This window comes from Streptomyces scopuliridis RB72 (genome assembly GCF_000718095.1).
Classification (GTDB): Bacteria; Actinomycetota; Actinomycetes; order Streptomycetales; family Streptomycetaceae; genus Streptomyces; species Streptomyces scopuliridis.
This window is the reverse complement of sequence record NZ_JOEI01000047.1, coordinates 1-17,157: the sequence shown is the minus strand read 5'-3', so window position 1 is coordinate 17,157 and position 17,157 is coordinate 1. Positions and strand designations below refer to the sequence as shown.

The window sequence follows — 17,157 nt, the reverse complement described above, 5'->3', positions numbered from 1 at the left end:
CGGACAGGTCAGCCTCGGCTTCAAACTCTTCGGCATCGACATCACCCACGAAGAGAAGAACCAGACGATCACCGGCGACCCGACCTACGCCACCGGCCCCAAGAGCGGCGGCGCCCGCCCCTGGGTCGAGTGGAAGAACTGCACGCAGACCAAGCCCATCACCACCTGACCGGCAGGGGGCACGTCCGTGAGCCGGGCCACCAGGCCCACGAACGTGCCCCCTCAGGCGCTGCTCCCCCTATCAACACGTAGTACTGGACGCTACCGATGACGAGCACGACGGCATCGATCAAGGTGCCGATCGTCTCTCGGGCAGCAGGCCAGGAATTGGGCCGTGTAGGAGGGTGTGGCGCGGAGGAAGTTCGGATGGGTGAGCGCGAGAAAGGGGTTCTGCCGCCGCAGCGCGACCTCCGGAAGCAGCTCGCTGGGGGCGTCGTGGCAGAAGTAGGGCAAGGTTGGACTGCACCTGGGGGTCGAGGTCGCGCGAGAGGCGGTCCAGGAGGTCGGGGGCAGGTGACGGGCGCGCGCGACGGTGCGCCGGACGGCTACGCTCGCGGAGGCAGCCAGGCGGCGCATCACCTCGGGGTCGTCGTGGAGCTCCTCGACCCAGTCCACACACCAATAGGGGCATTCAGAGACAAATAGAGACACTCGGAGATTGGCGTACTCGATTGTTGCCCGCCGGCGCCGTGGATCCTCTCGGCAGCGCGCGCAGCGCGACTGACACCGCCCATCCCCGTACGCTTCCCCTCCGAAGTGGTCCACGAGGTCAAGCGGCGCGCCGAGGCCGACGACCGATCGGTGGCCTCGTGGATCCGCGCTGTCGAGTACGAGCTCAACCGGACGGCGTGACCGAGGACCACACGCCGAACCACTGCTCGGCGCCGTACTCCTCGAACCGCTCCACCTCGGTGAACCCCAGCTTCGCCGCAAGACGCATCGCGCGGTCGTTGGCAGTCTGAGTGCAGAGCACCACCGGCTCGCTGGGAAGTGCGCCGGCGAACCAGTCGAGTGCCGCTGCACACGCCTCGGTGGCGTACCCGCGTCCCCACGCCTCCGGCAGGAACATGTAACCGAGCTCGGCCTCCCCGGCATCCGGACGGACGTGACCCGGACGCTCCGCGTCGCGCCGATCGAACGTGACCATCCCGATCATCGCTCCGTCGAGATCGATCACGAAAAGGCCAGGGCGCCGCCCGGGCACCTCAGGCATCGCGCGTTCGAGCTCATCACGCGGTCGAGGCCCACCGATGTAGGTGCCCACTTCTGGCGATGCGAACAGTTCGACGAACGCCACACGGTCCCGGGCCTCTGACTCGCGGAGCACGAGCCGCTCGGTCCTGATCGGGGCACGTGGCCAGGCGACGGGTCCGAGCTCAGTCATGGCGGGCAACCTATCGCACGCCCGCCGGGCAGGAGCGTCAGGCGGCCGGCAGCGGCAGCAGCTTCCGACCTGTCGGCCCGATCTGGATGTCGGTGGCCACCGTCACGCGCGCCTGGGGGTCGTCGTCTTGGGCCGGCACGGTGATCAGGTCGGCGTTCAGGCGCTTGTTCGCGACAAGGGTTTCGCGCAGTCCCCGGTCCGGGTGGTGGACCAGGTGTTCGGCGAGGTCGGGTTCGAGCAGTTGGGAACGTGCCACGCGCCACTGGCCCGTCGTGGTCAGCGCGTCGTTCCGTCCGTGACATCGGCCGGCCGAAGTCGGCCTGCTGGCAGGCGACTTCCTGGACCTGTGGCGAGGGGTCGTCGACCAGTGCGGACCGTCGACCCGCATCCAGATGCGGCCAGGCGTATCCGCAGGCCGGCGCGAGGGCCCGGCGGGCCGGTTCGGTGGTGGTGGAGGGCTGATTTCGCTCACGGGCTCTGACCTGCGAAGACCCTTGCTATTTCGCGATCAGGACGAGCAGCGCGCGGCCGCCGAGCCGATAGCTGGTGCCGGCGCCCCCGATGACGGCCTCAGCGCCGGGAGAAGCAACCTGGCCGGGGCCCTCGGCCCAGGCGGAGGTGTCCGTCACGCGGTACCACTGCTTGCCCGACCCTGGGGACGGCAGGGTGAAGTCGACGTCGCCAGACCAGCCGTTGTAACCGACGTATAGGGCGCTGCTTGAGTCGCCCAATTCGGTTCCGTCGATGCGCCACGCGAGCGCGTGGTTCGAGGGGTTATCCCAGTACGCCGCATCGGGGGCGGAGCCGCCAGGGGTGTGCCAGCTCAACTGGGGCATGCCGTTGCCGTTGGTGTCCGAGCCGCTGTAGAAACCGGCCGGGCGCAGCGCAGGGTGTGTCTTGCGGAAGGCGATCAGACGCTGGGCGAAGGTGCGGAAGGTGCTCTGGTCGCCGGTGTACGTGGTGCTGAGCCAGTTGGCCGACGAGTCCAGGTTGTAGGGGTTGTTGTTGCACCGCAGGGAGCGCAGGTGCTCGTCGCCGCCGGTCATCATGGGCGTGCCGGCGGACAGCATCAGGAAGGCCATGCCGTTGCGGGCGGCCTTTCGCTGGTCGGCTGCGCTTCCGTTCTGGTCCCAGGAGATGTTGTCGTCCGAGCCGCCGTCGGAGGGACCGTACGGCCACGTCTGCCCGTTGTTCTTGCCGTTGCACGCGTAGAGATCGGCAAGAGTGAAGCCGTCGTGGGCGACCATGAAGTTGATGGAGTTCCAGGGCGCTCGCCCGTCGTCCTGATAGAGGTCGGACGACCCGGCGAACCGGGTGGCGAGTTCGCCCGGCGTGACGTTCTGAAAGCCCATGGCGTTCTGATCGCGGCGCAGGGTGTCCCGGAAAATCCCGTTCCATTCGGACCATCCGGCGGGGAAGTTGCCCACCTGGTAGGTGCCGGCGCCGATCGCCCAGGGCTCGGCGATCCAGTCCGTACCTGTGCCGCCCTGGGTCGGGCGTGCGGGCATGGTCGCAGTGATCCGGTTCAACGCTGTGTTCGGATCGGTTCTGCTGTATTGGAAGCAGCCGTGCTGGCAGGTGTTGCCCAGCACCGACGCCAGATCGAAGCGGAAGCCGTCGACACCGAGGGTGTCCTTCCAATGCGCCAGGGAGTCCATGATGAGGTCCTGGGCGACGGGATTGTAGGTGTTGTAGTTGCCGCCGACGCCCGTGTTGTCCCACGGGTTCTGCCGGTCGGATGTGAGCGAGTAGTACGTCGGGTTGTCCAGACCCCGGAGGGACAGCAGGCTGTAGGTGTTCTTGTCGGCGGCGTTCCAGGGCCCGCCCTCGGCGGTGTGGTTGTAGACCACGTCCACGAGGACCTTGATGCCGGCGTCGTGGTACGCCTTGACCATCGCCTTGAACTCGCGCGTGGGACCTCCAGGGCTCTGGTCGGATGCGTAACGACGGTCCGGTGCGAAGTAGTTCAGCGTCGAATAGCCCCAGTAGTTGTCCCCGGCGGTGCTGTTCGGGTCCACGTCGTTGGCGTCGTTCTGGGTCTCCTGCAAAGGCAGGAACTCCACCGCCGTAACGCCCAGGGCGGCCAGGTTTGCCGCCTTCAGGCCCGCTCCCTTGTAGGTGCCGCGGTCGGCTGAGGGGATGGACGCATCGTTCTTGGTGAGGCCGCGGACATGGACTTCGTAGACGATGTCGTCCTTCAGGGCGCGGCTGGGCTTGCCGCCGGTGCCTGTGGTGTCATTGGGTAGCACGATGCCCTTGGGGGCCTGCGGTCCGCTGTCGAGGGTGCGGTACTGCGGGCCGGAGGCGTAGACCGTCTCGCTGTTCACTGCGGGGGTGCGAGGGTCATGGCTGAGTTCCCGCGCGTAGGGGTCTGTCAGAAGCTTGTTGGGGTTGAACCGGTTGCCGACGGAGTCGACGTCGGAGACGAATCCGGCGGACGACCCCTTCGTCCAGGCTGAGGTGTACGGCCAGTTGGGGCCCCAGGCCCGGTAGCCGTAGTAGACCGCCCCGGCGATGCCGTACTGGTCGCGCAGCGTCGCGACGGATAGCTTGACCGACCAGACGCCGCTGGTGGGGTCTTTGGTCAGCGGATAACTGACCTGCTCCTGGCTACCGGAGGCGGACGCGTACAAGTAGACGTCGATCCGGGTCGCCCGTGACGAGTAGATACGGAAGCCGATGTTCGCCCCCGTGGAGTCGTAGGCCGCTCCCAGGTTCCGCGCACCGGAGACCACGGGAGCCGATGTCTCGGCCGCAGCGGGGACACCGGGACCGGCCAGGGCCGCGCACACGACCACAGTGGCGAGCACCACGCGTCGGAGCTGTTCTCGTATTCGGGCACGGACACAGGTGGGGGGACGCACGGCGGCTCCTTCACGGCCTGGAGGGGCCGCAAGCGCCGCGGCCGCACTGCAACCTGCAAATCCTTGCTGTAACTTGCCGCAAGGTAGCGGGCCGACCGGTCCGCGTAAAGACTTCCGGCGCGCTGCGCCTTCCCGGCTCACAAAACCGCAGGCCAGCCCCACTCCACGAGCTCGGCAAGACCGTGAACGCTGGACCCGCGCCGCCCGTACCTGACACCACCACCGCGAGCAGGACGCCCAAGCCCCGGCCCACGGCCAACGCACCAATCCAGCCACACGGCACGCCGCCGAACAGGCGGGCGGTCTGTAGTCGAGGGCGGAGTGCAGGCGTTCATCGTTGTACCACGTGACCCGCTGGAAGATTGCCCGCTCGACCTGGTAGAAGCCGGTCCAGGGCCCTTGCATCTCGATCAGCTCGGCCTTGAAAGTGCCGTTCAACGCCTCGGCCATCGCGTTGTCACACGGGTCCGCGACGGAACCGACCAACGCGGAGGCGCCGATGCCGGCGAGCCGGTCGGTATAGCGAAACCGGTTCGGCACCGTACGGCCGTTCCGCAAGTTCCTGGTCAAGGTCGTCGGCTTCGGCGCCACCCGGGAAGGGCTGCCAGTGCTGACAGCGCTGAAGTCGCTGCCGGACCTGATGGGCCGCAAGAAGGTCGGCCCGGAGGAGATCGACACGGATCTGCTCGTCGGCTCCTGGCGGGGCCTGGTCCTGTCGGCGCCGCACCTGGAGGGGGAAGCTGCTGGCCGATGACGCGTGGGAGCAGGCCGAGCCCACCGTGCTGGCCTCCCTGAACCTGCCCGCCGGGGCGAGCGAGCACTTGACCGCACGGACCGCGCTGCTGGACGGCACGTACCGGGAAGCGCCGGGCGGTTGCCGGACAACGCGCAGATCGTCTTCGACGACGGACGGCTGCACTTCGCCGCCCTGGAGCCGGAGCCCGAACCCGCCTCGCTGCTCGATCTGCGGGCCTCGGTGAACGCGATGCTGCCCCGCGTCGATCTGCCCGGGCTACTGCTGGAGGTGTTCTCCTGGACCGGCGCCGACCAGGCGTTCACCTCCGTCACCGGTGGCGAAGCCCGCCTCAAGGACCTGCTCCGTGACGATCGCGGCACTGCTGGTCGCACACGGCTGCGACGTCGGCTACACCCCGGTCATCGGCGGCATCGACGCGCTGAAGTACGGGCGGCTCTTCCACGTCGACCAGATGTATCTGCGGCTCGCGGCGTACCGGGCCGCGAACGCCACCCTGATCGAGCACCAGGCGGCCATCCCGCTCGCCCAGGCGTGGGGCGGCGGGCTGGTCGCCTCGGTCGACGGGATGCGGTTCGTCGTCTCCGTGCCAAGCGTGTACGCACGGCCGAACCCCAAGTACTTCGGGCGCCGGGGCGGCGCCACCTGGCTCAACATGATCAACGACCAGGCGGGCGGGCTCGGCGGAAAGGTCGTGGCCGGCACCCCGCGCGACTCGCTGTACGTGCTGGACGTGCTCTACGACCGCGACGGCGGCAAGCGCCCGGAGTTGATCGTCACGGATACCGCCTCGTACTCCGACATCGTGTTCGGGCTCCTGTCCCTGGCCGGGTTCGCGTACGCACCCCGGCTCGCCTACCTGCCGGACCAGAAGATGTGGCGCATCGACCACGCCGCCGACTACGGCGCCTTCCAGGACGCGGCCCGCGGCCGGGTCGACCTCGTCCGGATCGAACGGCACTGGGAGGACATCCTGCGGATCGGTGCCGTTGCCTACGGCATCAGGCGCGGTCCCGCGGCCCGCTGCTGACCGTGCCGTGTCCGGCCGCGCACGGATTCGCTGCGGTCAGCCAGCCGGCACAGTGCGGCGGGAGCGGATCAGTGCCCGGCGGCCGAGGACGATGGCGATCACTCCCAACGGGATGGCCGCGATGGCTCCGACGAGCCCGTTGCCGGTGCCGGGACCGCCACTGGCGGTGGCCAGGTGCAGCACCGCGAGGACCGTGCCGGCAAGCCCGACCGTCATGGCCGAGATGGCGCCGGTGCGCGCGTTGCCTGTGCGGCTACGGCCGGCGACGCGGGCCAGCGCCAGCCAGCCGATGGCCACGCCGACCGCCCCTACCGCGAGGGCCAGGTTGGCCCCGGTCCGCCCGTCGCCGATGACTCCGCCCTCGGCAGCCGCCATCAAAACGTCTGATGCGTTCATGCCTCTCCCCTTCTTCGCGTGGAGCAATTCCAAGGTTTCGCTGTGCCTTGAGCATGTCCGCCGACCGCAGTGCCGGTCGTCCCCCAGGCGCAGGCACTTTGCGCTGCCGCCGATGCCGCAGACGCCTGCTGCGGTTGCGGCAGGAGCCGCCCGGATACTGCGAGTGCGGTAGCCGGCCGCTCGTCCACGAGCGGGACGTGCCCGCAGCGGCACCCGGTTAAGGTGCACGCATGGACCAAGGTCGGTTCGGCGTCCCGGCCGGTGTCGGAGACGGGGCGATCGCCCTCGGTGTGGCGGCACTGCTGCTGGGCACCGGGCTGTCCGGGGAGCACCCCGGCACGGGCCCCGACATGCTCGGCTACGCGCTGCTGGCGGCCGGCGGCCTCGCGTTGGCCGCGCGTCGCCGCGCTCCGCTGACCGTCCTGGCCGTCACCGGGCTGTGTGCGGTGGGGTATCAGGCGGCGGGTTTCGACGTGCTCGCCGTCTCGTACCTGGTCGCTGTGTACGGCGCGGTGCGGGCCGGGCACCGGGCCGTCACGGTGGCGGCGTCCGTGACCATGCTGGTCGTTCTTCACCTCACTGCCCTGGTCTTCCACGATGGGCCTGCGGGTGAGGCGTTGGCGCAGGCCCGACACGTCCTTGAGGTTGCCTGGTTGATTGCCGCGTTCGCCGCGGGGGAAGCGCTGCGGCAGGCCGAGCAACGGGCGGACCAAGCCGAACGCTCCCGGGAGGAGACCGCGCGACGCCGTGCGGATGAGGAGCGGCTGCATATCGCGCGGGAGCTGCATGATTCGCTCACCCACCAAATCTCGATCATCAAGGTCCAGTCGGAAGTCGCCGTCCACGTGGCCCGCAGGCGGGGTGAACAGGTACCCGAGGCCCTGCTCGCGATCCAGGAGGCCGGACGTGAGGCGACCCGGGAGCTGCGCGCCACCCTGGAGGCGCTGCGCGATGACGACACCACCCCGCCCCGCGGGCTCGACCACATCCCGAAGCTGGTGGAGCAGGCAAGCAGGGCGGGCCTGGTGGCGACGCTGACGGTCGAGGGACAGCGGACCGACGTGCCGGCCGCGGTGGGCCGGACGGCTTACCGGATCGTTCAGGAGTCGCTGACCAACATCGCCCGGCATGCCGGTGCCGCGACCGCGTCGGTCCGCATCGTCTACCGGGCCGACTCACTGGCCATTCAGGTCGATGACGACGGCAAGGCCACGCCGACCGCAGTGCCGAAGCCCGGCCTGGGGCTGCTCGGCATGCGCGAACGCGTCACCGCCCTCGGCGGTCGGCTGCGCGCGCAGCCGACCGCCGAGGGCGGCTTCGCCGTCGAGGCCGAACTCCCCGTGGAACGAGCGTCATGATCCGTGTCCTGCTCGTCGACGACCAGCCGCTCATTCGCAGCGGATTCCGCGCACTCCTCGACCTTGAGGACGACATCGAGGTGGTGGCCGAGGCAGCCGACGGCGAGCAGGGCCTCGCGCTGACCAAACAGCACCTGCCCGATGTTGTGCTGATCGACATCCAGATGCCGGTCGTCGACGGCATCGAGGCCACCCGGCGCATCGCCGCGGACCCGGCCCTGGTCCCGGTGCACGTCGTCATCCTCACCAACTACGGCATGGACGAGTACGTCCTGGACGCGCTGCGCGCCGGCGCCGCCGGTTTCCTCGTCAAGGACATCGTGCCGGACGACTTTGTGCACGCTGTGCGTGTCGCCGCCCGCGGTGACGCGCTGCTCGCGCCGTCCATCACCCGCAAGCTGATCAACCAGTACGTCAGCCAGCCGTTCCCGGCCGTCGCCGACACCGGGCTGGGCGAGCTGACCAGCCGCGAACGCGAGGCCGTCACCTTGGTCGCTCAGGGCCTGTCCAACGACCAGATCGCCGACCGCATGGTGATCAGTCCAGTGACCGCGAAGACCCACATCAACCGGGCCATGACCAAACTCCACGCCCGCGACCGCGCCCAACTCGTGGTACTCGCCTACGAATCCGGCCTGGTGACTCCGCGCAACACCTGACATCCATGGGCCGGTCGAGATCGCCCGCGGCCTGCTGGATCCCTGGCCGGGGCAGCGGCGGTACGCGGCTGATCAGGGCGCGTCGTTGCCGAGCACCTCGCGGGCCAGCTCCTTCGACGCGCGCCGATCCTCTGCCAGAGCCTGCTTCCCGGCTTCGGTCGCCTTGCAGCCCCTGCGGCTGCGGCCATCGACCACCTGCTGCTCGGAGACCAGCAGCCCGTCCGCCTCCAGCCGGTGCAGCGCCGGATACACGGTGCCGGGGCTGATCTGACAGCCGTGCCGGGCCAGTTCCTCGGTCATCCACGCACCGTGGATCTCCTCCTCGGCCGCGTAGTGCAGGATGTGCAGCCGCACCGCACCCCGCTGGAACTCCCGCACTTGGACACCTCCGGCAGTGACGAAACCGATATCGGTATCCGATCCCGCGTCGATCGGCACTCGCGCCTACGCGGCCGAAGCGCCCAAGACAGCAGGCGCGGCCTGCGCATTCACCCTTCCCCGCCGTCCTCGTCATCATCGAGTTCGGCCGCGTCCGGGTCGCGCAACGGCCGCGGGGCACCGCTCGCCAGGGTGGAGGCGGTGAAGCTGTAGCGGCCCAGAACGTTGAGGTTGCGGTGCTTGAGCGGGGACAGCCACGCGATGTCCTCGGCGCGGACCCGCCCGCCGGCTGACGGTCGACCTCCCGGGCGATCTTCCGCTCCACGAACGGGTTGCTCACCCGCTCCAGCAGCCAGTGCACCGGCTCCAGCACCGCGTGGATTTCCGGGCTCATGGCCAACTGCGGACCGGTCGGTCCGCGTCCGGGTGGATGCCTTCGCCGAACAGGTTTTTCATCTGCTCTTCCGTGATGCGCGCCCCGGCCACCAGGCCGAGTTGGGGCAGCGCCCGGCCCATCCACACACCGGACGGGACGCCGGCTTCTTTCCGCGCCGGGTCCATGTTCTCCCCCGGGGCCGGCGGCCATCGCCGACCGCGACCTGCTGCCCGAGGTCATCATGCACCCCAGCCCAGCACGTAAAAAGTGGCCAGGGGCTTGCTTCAGGTGGTTCCGCCAGACGGGAGGGAAACGTCGACACGATGCGCGGGCGTCCCGTACGGCGGGCGGCCGGTACTCGTACTTCCCGCCCAGGCCCGGACCGACCGGTGGCGCGCCCTGGTCACAGCACGCCGCGAGCACCCGGGTTCCAGGACGTCGTAGCGCGCATTGCGGAAGAAAGGTGTCAGAGCCCGGCTTGGCAAGCCAAACGACGCATCACTGCCTGGAATTAAGCGGGTTTCACGCGGAAGCTAAGCACCCGGAATGGCGTCTTTGGATGAGTAGTCGTTCACCTTGATGTCGAAGTAGCCGCCAGAGCAGTTGTTCTTGTCGTAGAACCTGATGATGGCGCCTCGGCCCTGAGTCACCGATTTCCCTGCCACGGGGGAAGATGGTCTTGAACAGGCTCTGCCCACTGGCCGGGCAGGGCCTCCTGCTTCTCCGTCTTGGACAGGCGCACCCTTTTCACCATCAGCGTCCACCGGCCGGCGGCACGTCCGCGATGTGCCCCAGGTGATGAACTGCCGGTCGTGCGACTGCGCGACCAGGGCGAGCCGCTCCGCCCGCAGCACCACCGGCTCGTCGGTGTGGTCGGACAGCAGGATCTTCATGGCTCGGTGCTCGGCGCGCTCGGGGCTTGGCCTTGCAGCGCACTGGAGGCCAAGCGTCGGATGGAGGCGAACGCCCTGGTTGTCCGCGGCGGATCACCGCTGTCCTTGACGGCCGGGCTGCGGAAGTGCGTGTGCTGTTCACCACGTGTCGGCCGACGTTCATCTTTGGAACCCCCACGCGTCAACAAACGCGCGTTTCAATCCAAACGAACGCACGTTCATCCGGAGGACAGAATTCCACGGCCCCGAGATGGCGCGCGTCAACCACCTGCGTCGGGATGCCAGCGGAAGCCGGCACGAGCAGCGGGGCCTGCGGCTCGCGGGACCGGCCGCCGAGGACCGGCCACGAATGACCAGCCGGCGAGCGCGCGCAGCTGACCGACGCCCGCATGGCACGCGGACGCCCCGCGAACTCGCCAACGGAGCTCGCGGGGCGTCCACTGTCCTGCAAGGGCGGACGCGGAGTCAGGAGCGCTTTGACACGTCCTCGCACAGAGCCGTGTCCAGGAGTTCGAGGAGCTTGCCGTCCGGCCTGTTGAGCTGGGACAGCACGTTGGTCACGACGGACGCGTGCCGGCCGTCCTGGGTGACCAGGGTCTGCGAAAAGTAGCCGGGCACCCCGCCGTTGTGGCCCCAGGCCACGGTGTCGCAAGACAGCTTGTACTTGCCGAGGCCAAGCCCGACGCCGCCGCCGGTGCCGGGTTCGGCCTCCCACACCTTCTGCATCTCGGCCAGGCTCGCGGCTGAGACGACCTTGCCCGCGGTCAGCGCCTGATAGAAGGAAGTGAGGTCCTCCAGCGTCGAGATCATCGCCCCCATGCTGCTGAACAGGGACGGGTCGTAGGTGAGGGCCGGGGTCCAGAAGTAGAAGCCTCCGACCCGTACGCCGTGGTAGCCGTTGACGGCCGGGATGGGCAGCGCGCGGTCGCCGGGGGCGGGGAAGACGGTTCGGCTCAGGCCGAGCGGTTCGATGACCCGGCTGGTGATGGCCTCGTGCACCGGCTTCGTCGTCACCTTCTCGACGAGCATGCCGAGGACAAGATAGTTGTTGTTGGAGTACGTGAAGCTGGCGCCGGGAGCGGAGACCGGTGCACGACTCAGTCCCTTGCGCACCGACTCAGCCAGGTCGTACGTACCGTCCGGGTTGGGTTTTGGCGTCACGATGATCGGATCCGGGTTGTATGCCGCAAGGCCGCTGGTGTGTTGGAGCAGGTGGCGCACGGTGATGCGGGTGCCGTCGTAGCCGTTGCCGGTGACGACACCGGGCAGGTAGTCCGCAATGGGCGCGTCCAGCGAGACCTTGCCCTCGTCGACCAGTTGCAGCACCACCGCCGCGGTGAAGGTCTTGGTCTGGCTGCCGATGCGGAAGTGCTCGTCCGACTGGATGGGTCGGTCGGTATTGATGGTGCCCGTTCCGGCGGACAGCGTCCAGGATTCAACGCTGTCCCCGGCGTGGATCGCGGCGCCCGGGCCCGCGTCTGCCTGGAATGCCGTGAGCGCCGCGAGCGTGGCGGAGTGGTCGTCCTCGGCCGTCTGGGCATGCGCCGCCGGGCCCGACAGCGTGAGCATCGTCGCGCACACGGCGCCGATGACGGCGGAGAGTTTCGTCCTGTTCCGTTTGATCGTCATGGTGTCTACTCCTCGGTGAAGGTCGTTGCGTTGTCAGTTCGTCGCGGCCGCCGCGAAGGCGGCTTCCAGGCGCGGGATGTAGTCGGCGAACGCGGGGGCCCAGCAGCCGTAGTTGTGGCCGCCGTCGCAACTGGGGGAGAGAGATGCCCCGTTGCCGTAGTTGACGAGGCGACCGGGGATGCCGAGCTGGTCCAGACGGGCCTCAACGGTGTCGGCGGCCGTCGCGGTGTTGGCGTCGATCACGCCCTGATCGCCGGTATAGAGCGTGACCTTCGTCTCGGCGAGCTTGGACAGGCTGGCCGGAGCTGCGGGATCGTAGGCGTTCCAGATGCGGTCGGCGCCTAGGATCGGATACGGGGAGCCGAAGATGGCGTCGCTGTCGACGTACGGGCCGTAGCCGGTGCACTTACCGGTGCCGGAGGAGCTGGAGGAGTTGCTCACCGCGCACCAGGCGCCCGTGAGGTTGAGCTCCGTGGCCAGGACGGCCGCGCGGATCGCTGCCATGCCGAAGTCGATCCCGCCGGACAGCGAGGCGGTGTGGCCGAACAGGTCGGGGCGGGCCTGGGCGTAGTGCAGCGCGCCGGAGCCGCCCATGGACAGACCGGCGACTGCCCGGTGCGCGCGGTCGGGAATGGTGCGCAGGTTGGCGTCGATGAAGGGGACGACCTGCTCAAGGTGGAAGGTCTCCCAATTGGCCGCTCCCACTGCGGTCTTCTGCATCAGCCAGTCGGCGTACCAGCCCTTGAGGCCGCCGTCCGGGACGACGGTGATCATCTCGTCGGAGCGCAGGGCGGGGGCGGCAGCCGCGTCGTCCACGCTGCCGCCGCCTCCGTGCAAGAAGTACGTCACGGGCCAGCGCTTGTCCGGGTCAGCGGCGTATCCGCGGGGCAGGAAGACGCGGATCTTGTGCGGGCCGGACACCTGCGGTGTGGTCACGGTGATCGTGAAGTCGGTGCTTGAGTGCACCTCGGTCGCATCGGCGACCTGTGTCAGGCCGAAGCCGTCGGTGAAGTCGGGGATCGCGGGTGCGTCCGCCTGGGCGACCGGCCCGGTGAGAGCGGCCAGCGCCAGGGCCGCGAGTACCGCGCCTGTGGCGCGAAGGCAGCGAGGCAGTATGGATCTCATCCTGGCGTCTCCTTCGTGTGACGTGACCGGCGAGGCCGCCGGCTCGACAACGATGGCGTTTGCACAGCTCAGGGAACAGGCCAGGAGACCGGCCATATGTGACCGGTCGTCACGCCACACTCGGGGGTGCTGTACTCGTGCGAGGTGGGAGCCCGGATTGACGGACGAGCTGTTACGCCAGTTGCGCAAGCGAACCCGCCTCACGCAGGAGCAGTTGGCGGAGCGGTCTACGGTGAGTGTGCGCGCCATTCGCAGACTGGAGACAGGTAAGTCCACCGACCACCGGCTGAAGACGCTGAACCTGCTGGCGGACGCCCTCGGGGCCGGGCCGGAGGAGCGGCGGCAGCTCACGGGCACCTTGGACAGGGCACAGCCGGGACCGGCCCCGGGCCGGATGAAGCGGCAACCGCACGGGCCACGCCCCTGGCCCCCATGCCCGCCCTGCCGACCGCTCCGCCCACCCCCGCGGTGGAGGCGGCGGCAGCCGGCGAGCCAGGCCATGGTGCGTTCGGTGGTCCAGCGGTGACGGCCCAGCCGCAGCGAGGTCTCGAAGGCGGCCGACCGGTGGACCTGGCTGATCGTCGCCGCCTATACCCAGCTCAGGCTCGCCCGTCCGCTCGCCCAAGATCTGCGGCATCCCTGGGAGAAACCGGCCGCAGCGAGCCGGCTCACTCCGACCCGGGTCCGCCGGACGTTTCGGAACCTCCGCCAGCACATGCCCTGCTCCGCCAGAGCACCGAAACCCCACTTGCCCGGCCCCGGACGACCACCCGGGATCAGGAACAGGCGCCGGGCACCCCGCTACGACGTGGGCAAAACCGTCCGCCGCGAGAAGACGCTCGTCGCCCTACAACGGTCGAAGGTTAAGGAACAAGCTCAATCCGTGCCGGGACCGGCTCCAGACCGGTGCACCGGTCATCTCCTGACAGGTCATCACACCGTCGCATCCGGCACGGCGGCGCTCGGCCAGTTCGGCCACGAGGCGTTCGTATTCCACGGCCATCGCACCCGCCGACAGCCCGGGCTGTCAGGCCACGGTGACGGTGAGTTCCGCGGTGAACATCGGGTACGGCGGCATGGGGATCACACGGTTGTAGTGCTTGAAGGAGCCAATCACGCTCGGAACGCCGTCGACTGCCACCTGGGTGGAGCAACCCTTGACGACGTAAGCGCTCTTCACGTCATCCGCGACAGCGCCCCAAGCGAGGCGCTTGGTTTGCAGACCGCTGAACTGCGATGCGTCCACATTGGCACCCGTCCAGATACCGCTGCTGAGGACGTTGACCACGCCAGGAATGCTCCTCCCCCGGGTTTGACCGGTGAACTTTTCATCGAGCTGGGGCAGCCGGGAATGCAGCCCTGAAGCACCGTATATGGAGAGGCAGGGTGACATAAATGTGAAAATGAGACAGATATGGTCATGGTGTGATCACGGCATGACCAGTGCAAGCGCGGGTGACTCTTCGAACTGATCCCATGGGTGCCACGACCGAGATTCCGCCGGCCTTCCCGGACATGGACGTCGTCGCGACGCTGCGGCGCGCCATCAGCCCATCGACTTTGTCGTGTCGCCGGTGCCGTGGTGGCCGAGTCCGGTCACGTCCCGAGTGAAGCCAGGGACGAGGTCGATCTGCTTCCGGTCGGCCTTGAGGTAGACGAGCAGTTTGGTCCGCTGGGGCGGACAGAGGCAGGCGAAGTTCCGCGGCCGCTGGTAGGCCAGGCACGACGTGGCACCGGCACATCCGCAGAAGCAGCCATACACAACCCAACGGCGGACCTCCGGCGCAGTGCACTAGGACACTGCCCACTCTGGCAGCGGACTCCCTATGTATAGGTTGGCCTGACGGTCAAGCTGGGTTTCTGTCGTTCTGCCCGCTGGGGCGCGCCCCTTGTCAGTCAAAGCTCGGCCGCAGTGCGCCTCTTCCCAGTAGCGTTTACGGGCGAGACTATGGGCCACGGGGGGAATCGGTATGAGTTCTGAGGCGTCAGTTCAGGGCACGGTGCGGGTGCGCGATGTGGTGCGCGACGTGGTGGCTGAGGTTGCTCCGGAGGAGTCGTCTGTGATCGCGGGGCTGGCCCAGTTCGATGACGCGGCTGTCGTACGGCTGCTGAAGCAGAAAGGCAACGGCCGCCGCGAGCCGCTCGGTTTCGGTCTCGGTGAGATCGCGGTGATGGCCACGCCGGTGGTGTGGCTGGTGGTGGACCAGGCGGCCCGCCAGATCGGGAGCGTCGCCGCGGACGGCGCGACCGTCGGCGCGAGATCGCTGGTGCGCCGGATCCTGCGCCGGCGGAGTGCTGAGGTGACAGTTCCTTCGCTGGCTCCGGAGCAACTTGCCGAGGTGCATCGCCAAGTCCTGGAGGCGGCTACAAGGCGTGGCCTTGAGCGTGAGCGCGCGGAAGTCCTCGCGGACGCGGTGGTGGCCAGGCTGACGCTCTCCGCAATGCAGGCGCAGACGGGCGAGTCGGCGGACGGGCACAGAAACGGCGATGCTTCGTCCGGAGCCGGCGGCCCGGCGGCGGAGTAGCGGGTGACGGCCGCGGTGGGGTCGTCGGCTTCTGCGGGAGGCCGTCCGGTTGGCGCTGGGACGACCGTGCGGTTCGTGCTGCTGGCGGTTCTGGTCTTGGTGACCAGCGCTCTGATGCTGACGTACATGGCGTATTGGTGGGTGTCGAAGGCCGACTCGTACAGTTGCAATCTCGCGGCTGGGGTGGATTTCGACCACATGTCCGACCTGGAGTTGCTGGTCACGCGCTCCAGTCAGTCGGTGGCGTACGTGAATTGCCAGCTTCGTTATGCCCAGCCGCCGTGGTGGGTTCCCGCCTCGTGGCTTGCTCTGCTGGTCGTCGCAGCCGTCGCGCTGTTCTTCTGGTTGCCGGTGTGGAAGGCACGGCGCAGCAGGGTGGTCCCGCTGGCGTCGATCGATCACGACCGTGGTATCCAGGCCGTGCTGGAGGAGGTTGTGGCGGTGGCCGGGCTGGCGCGGGTGCCGCGCGTCGTGGTCGATCCTGCCGCGTCGTCCGTCGGTGCCGTGCTCTTCGGCCGTAACGGCCGGCCTGTCCTGTGCCTGCACGGAGGGCTGCTCGCCCTCAGGAGCCGTGATGCCGCGGGCTTTAGGGCAGTGCTGTTGCACGAGTTCGCCCATGTCCGCAACGGGGACATCACTCTCGTCTACGCGACGGTCGCGCTGTGGCGAGTGTTCCTCTTTGTGGTCGCACCGCCCTACCTGGTGGGTGTGGTCATGTACCTGGTCGGCCAGGCGCGGTCGGGTGACTCTTTGTGGGCGGTTCCGTCGCGGAGCATTCTGCAGGTGCTCTTCCTTGTGGCGCTGGTGTACCTGGCGCGCTCGGACGTGCTGCGCAGTCGGGAGATCCATGCTGATCGTGCCGCGGTGCGTTGGGGTGCGGATTCCCGCGGTTGGCATGTGCCTGCGTCGCCGACTCCTGAGGGCATGCTGCGGCGCAGGCTTGCTTCGTTCGCCGAATTGTGGCGCTCTCATCCGAGGTGGGAGCTGCGCCGAGGCGCTCTGACCGATCCTGGCCCGGTGTATGCGGTTCCCGCGCTGCCCATGTTTCTGACCGGGGCCGCTGCCGTTTTGATCAACTCCCAGCTGGCGCTGGCTCTGCAGCCGTACACCCCGCAGATGATCGGCGCGCTGACGTCGCAGGCGGCGGCTCTGGCCGCGGCGGGAACGGTCGCCGGGGTTGTCGGTATCACGCTCTGGCGTGCGGTGATCCACGCGGTGCTGACCGGGGGGCGCCCGCCTTCTGGTCTGCGGGCGGGGCTGTGGCTGGGGACCGGGGTGGGCGTCGGTACGCTGATCATGGGGCATGGCACGATCGAGCAGTTCTTTCCCAGCCGGAACGCGTTGCTCTTGCTGTTCTTGCTCGGCGGGCCTGCCTTTACCTGGTGGACCGCGCAGGTTGCCCAGTTGTGGGTCACGGTCTGGCGGGGGCGGACGATTCGTCTGGCTCTGGCGGCGAGTTTGGCGGCAGGGTGGCTGGCGCTGGCGCAGTGGTTTGCGTGGTGGCACGGCAGGGGCGCGGTGATTGGGACCGGGTGGTGGTACGAAACCGAGGGGATGCGGCAGCGGCTGGAGCAGTTGTATCCCGGTCCGGCTGGGGACCATGAGACGATGTTGTCGGGGGTCAGTGTTGTCTTTCCTGTGCTCTTGAATACGAACGCGCTGCCGCTCGCTGCTGCCGCGGTCGCTGCTTTGTGGGTCGTGCCGTTGGCCGCCTGGGTACCGCGGCCGGCCTCCGCGGTGCGGCCGTGGACGCACGGCGCCGTGATCGACATCGAAGGTGCAGTGG

Annotated in this window: 16 protein-coding genes and 4 pseudogenes; 8 read left to right on the top strand and 12 right to left on the bottom strand. The window is 68.6% G+C overall.

Going from position 1 to position 17,157, the window contains the following annotated elements; translation table 11 throughout:
* Positions 1 to 657: 657 nt before the first annotated feature.
* Positions 658 to 852, top strand: a complete 195-nt coding sequence (locus IF11_RS43350) for an Arc family DNA-binding protein (protein ID WP_051746484.1) — start codon at positions 658 to 660, stop codon at positions 850 to 852.
* On the opposite strand, the gene IF11_RS0135465 is transcribed toward IF11_RS43350, so the two are convergent.
* The 4 genes and pseudogenes from IF11_RS0135465 to IF11_RS43345 form a co-directional block, all read right to left on the bottom strand.
* Entirely contained in the window at positions 836 to 1,384 is a 549-nt protein-coding gene (locus IF11_RS0135465; protein WP_030355930.1) for a GNAT family N-acetyltransferase, read from the bottom strand. The two genes, IF11_RS43350 and IF11_RS0135465, sit on opposite strands and share 17 nt — an antisense overlap.
* Before the next feature lie 37 nt (positions 1,385 to 1,421).
* Complete coding sequence (locus IF11_RS0135460; RefSeq protein ID WP_030355929.1) at positions 1,422 to 1,640, bottom strand: hypothetical protein; 219 nt, start codon at positions 1,638 to 1,640, stop codon at positions 1,422 to 1,424.
* A 241-nt stretch (positions 1,641 to 1,881) separates the two neighbouring features.
* Complete coding sequence (locus IF11_RS0135455) at positions 1,882 to 4,197, bottom strand: glycogen debranching protein (RefSeq protein ID WP_051746483.1); 2,316 nt, start codon at positions 4,195 to 4,197, stop codon at positions 1,882 to 1,884.
* A 360-nt stretch (positions 4,198 to 4,557) separates the two neighbouring features.
* A pseudogene (locus IF11_RS43345) lies at positions 4,558 to 4,788 on the bottom strand (integrase core domain-containing protein); the annotation flags it as partial.
* On the opposite strand from IF11_RS43345, the pseudogene IF11_RS43050 reads away from it, so the two are divergent.
* Positions 4,778 to 6,011, top strand: a pseudogene (locus tag IF11_RS43050) (Tn3 family transposase); the annotation flags it as partial. The pseudogenes IF11_RS43345 and IF11_RS43050 overlap by 11 nt on opposite strands.
* Positions 6,012 to 6,068: 57 nt before the next feature.
* Here IF11_RS43050 and IF11_RS0135445 read toward each other — a convergent pair.
* Complete coding sequence (locus IF11_RS0135445; RefSeq protein WP_030355927.1) at positions 6,069 to 6,428, bottom strand: DUF6223 family protein; 360 nt, start codon at positions 6,426 to 6,428, stop codon at positions 6,069 to 6,071.
* Between the two features lie 230 nt (positions 6,429 to 6,658).
* Between IF11_RS0135445 and IF11_RS0135440 the strand changes: the two genes are divergently transcribed.
* Positions 6,659 to 7,786 (top strand): sensor histidine kinase, encoded by a 1,128-nt coding sequence (locus tag IF11_RS0135440; RefSeq protein ID WP_030355926.1) that lies wholly within the window; start codon positions 6,659 to 6,661, stop codon positions 7,784 to 7,786.
* Positions 7,783 to 8,445 (top strand): response regulator, encoded by a 663-nt coding sequence (locus tag IF11_RS0135435; protein WP_030355925.1) that lies wholly within the window; start codon positions 7,783 to 7,785, stop codon positions 8,443 to 8,445. Before IF11_RS0135440 ends, IF11_RS0135435 begins: the two co-directional genes overlap by 4 nt.
* A gap of 72 nt (positions 8,446 to 8,517) precedes the next feature.
* Here the strand turns inward: IF11_RS0135435 and IF11_RS0135430 are convergent, their stop codons facing one another.
* From IF11_RS0135430 to IF11_RS0135415, 5 genes are all read right to left on the bottom strand, one after another.
* Positions 8,518 to 8,823, bottom strand: a complete 306-nt coding sequence (locus IF11_RS0135430; protein ID WP_030355924.1) for an Rv3488 family transcriptional regulator — start codon at positions 8,821 to 8,823, stop codon at positions 8,518 to 8,520.
* A gap of 390 nt (positions 8,824 to 9,213) precedes the next feature.
* Positions 9,214 to 9,384 (bottom strand): relaxase domain-containing protein, encoded by a 171-nt coding sequence (locus IF11_RS40590; RefSeq protein ID WP_106979324.1) that lies wholly within the window; start codon positions 9,382 to 9,384, stop codon positions 9,214 to 9,216.
* Positions 9,385 to 9,732: 348 nt separating this feature from the next.
* Positions 9,733 to 10,092 (bottom strand): hypothetical protein, encoded by a 360-nt coding sequence (locus IF11_RS41150; protein ID WP_157848477.1) that lies wholly within the window; start codon positions 10,090 to 10,092, stop codon positions 9,733 to 9,735.
* 465 nt (positions 10,093 to 10,557) lie between these two features.
* On the bottom strand, positions 10,558 to 11,721 hold the full coding sequence (locus IF11_RS0135420; protein ID WP_030355923.1) for a serine hydrolase domain-containing protein: 1,164 nt from the start codon (positions 11,719 to 11,721) through the stop codon (positions 10,558 to 10,560).
* Between the two features lie 33 nt (positions 11,722 to 11,754).
* Positions 11,755 to 12,846, bottom strand: a complete 1,092-nt coding sequence (locus IF11_RS0135415) for an alpha/beta hydrolase (RefSeq protein ID WP_030355922.1) — start codon at positions 12,844 to 12,846, stop codon at positions 11,755 to 11,757.
* Between IF11_RS0135415 and IF11_RS39740 the strand changes: the two genes are divergently transcribed.
* Together IF11_RS39740 and IF11_RS42620 are read left to right on the top strand one after the other, a co-directional pair.
* Complete coding sequence (locus IF11_RS39740; protein ID WP_342342627.1) at positions 12,836 to 13,372, top strand: helix-turn-helix transcriptional regulator; 537 nt, start codon at positions 12,836 to 12,838, stop codon at positions 13,370 to 13,372. The genes IF11_RS0135415 and IF11_RS39740 overlap by 11 nt on opposite strands.
* Positions 13,373 to 13,396: 24 nt before the next feature.
* Positions 13,397 to 13,702, top strand: a pseudogene (locus IF11_RS42620) (NF041680 family putative transposase); the annotation flags it as partial.
* A 171-nt stretch (positions 13,703 to 13,873) separates the two neighbouring features.
* On the opposite strand, the gene IF11_RS41145 reads toward IF11_RS42620, so the two are convergent.
* Together IF11_RS41145 and IF11_RS42615 are read right to left on the bottom strand one after the other, a co-directional pair.
* On the bottom strand, positions 13,874 to 14,134 hold the full coding sequence (locus IF11_RS41145) for a hypothetical protein (RefSeq protein ID WP_030355921.1): 261 nt from the start codon (positions 14,132 to 14,134) through the stop codon (positions 13,874 to 13,876).
* A gap of 279 nt (positions 14,135 to 14,413) precedes the next feature.
* A pseudogene (locus IF11_RS42615) lies at positions 14,414 to 14,563 on the bottom strand (transporter); the annotation flags it as partial.
* 253 nt (positions 14,564 to 14,816) lie between these two features.
* Here IF11_RS42615 and IF11_RS41745 point away from each other — a divergent pair.
* Both IF11_RS41745 and IF11_RS0135390 read left to right on the top strand, forming a co-directional pair.
* Positions 14,817 to 15,371 carry a hypothetical protein gene (locus IF11_RS41745; RefSeq protein WP_063759293.1) on the top strand — a complete coding sequence of 185 codons (555 nt, stop codon included), beginning with the start codon at positions 14,817 to 14,819 and terminating at the stop codon, positions 15,369 to 15,371.
* Positions 15,372 to 15,446: 75 nt separating this feature from the next.
* Positions 15,447 to 17,157, top strand: a 1,711-nt coding sequence (locus tag IF11_RS0135390; protein ID WP_157848476.1) for a M48 family metallopeptidase, incomplete at its 3' end; no start/stop codon positions are given.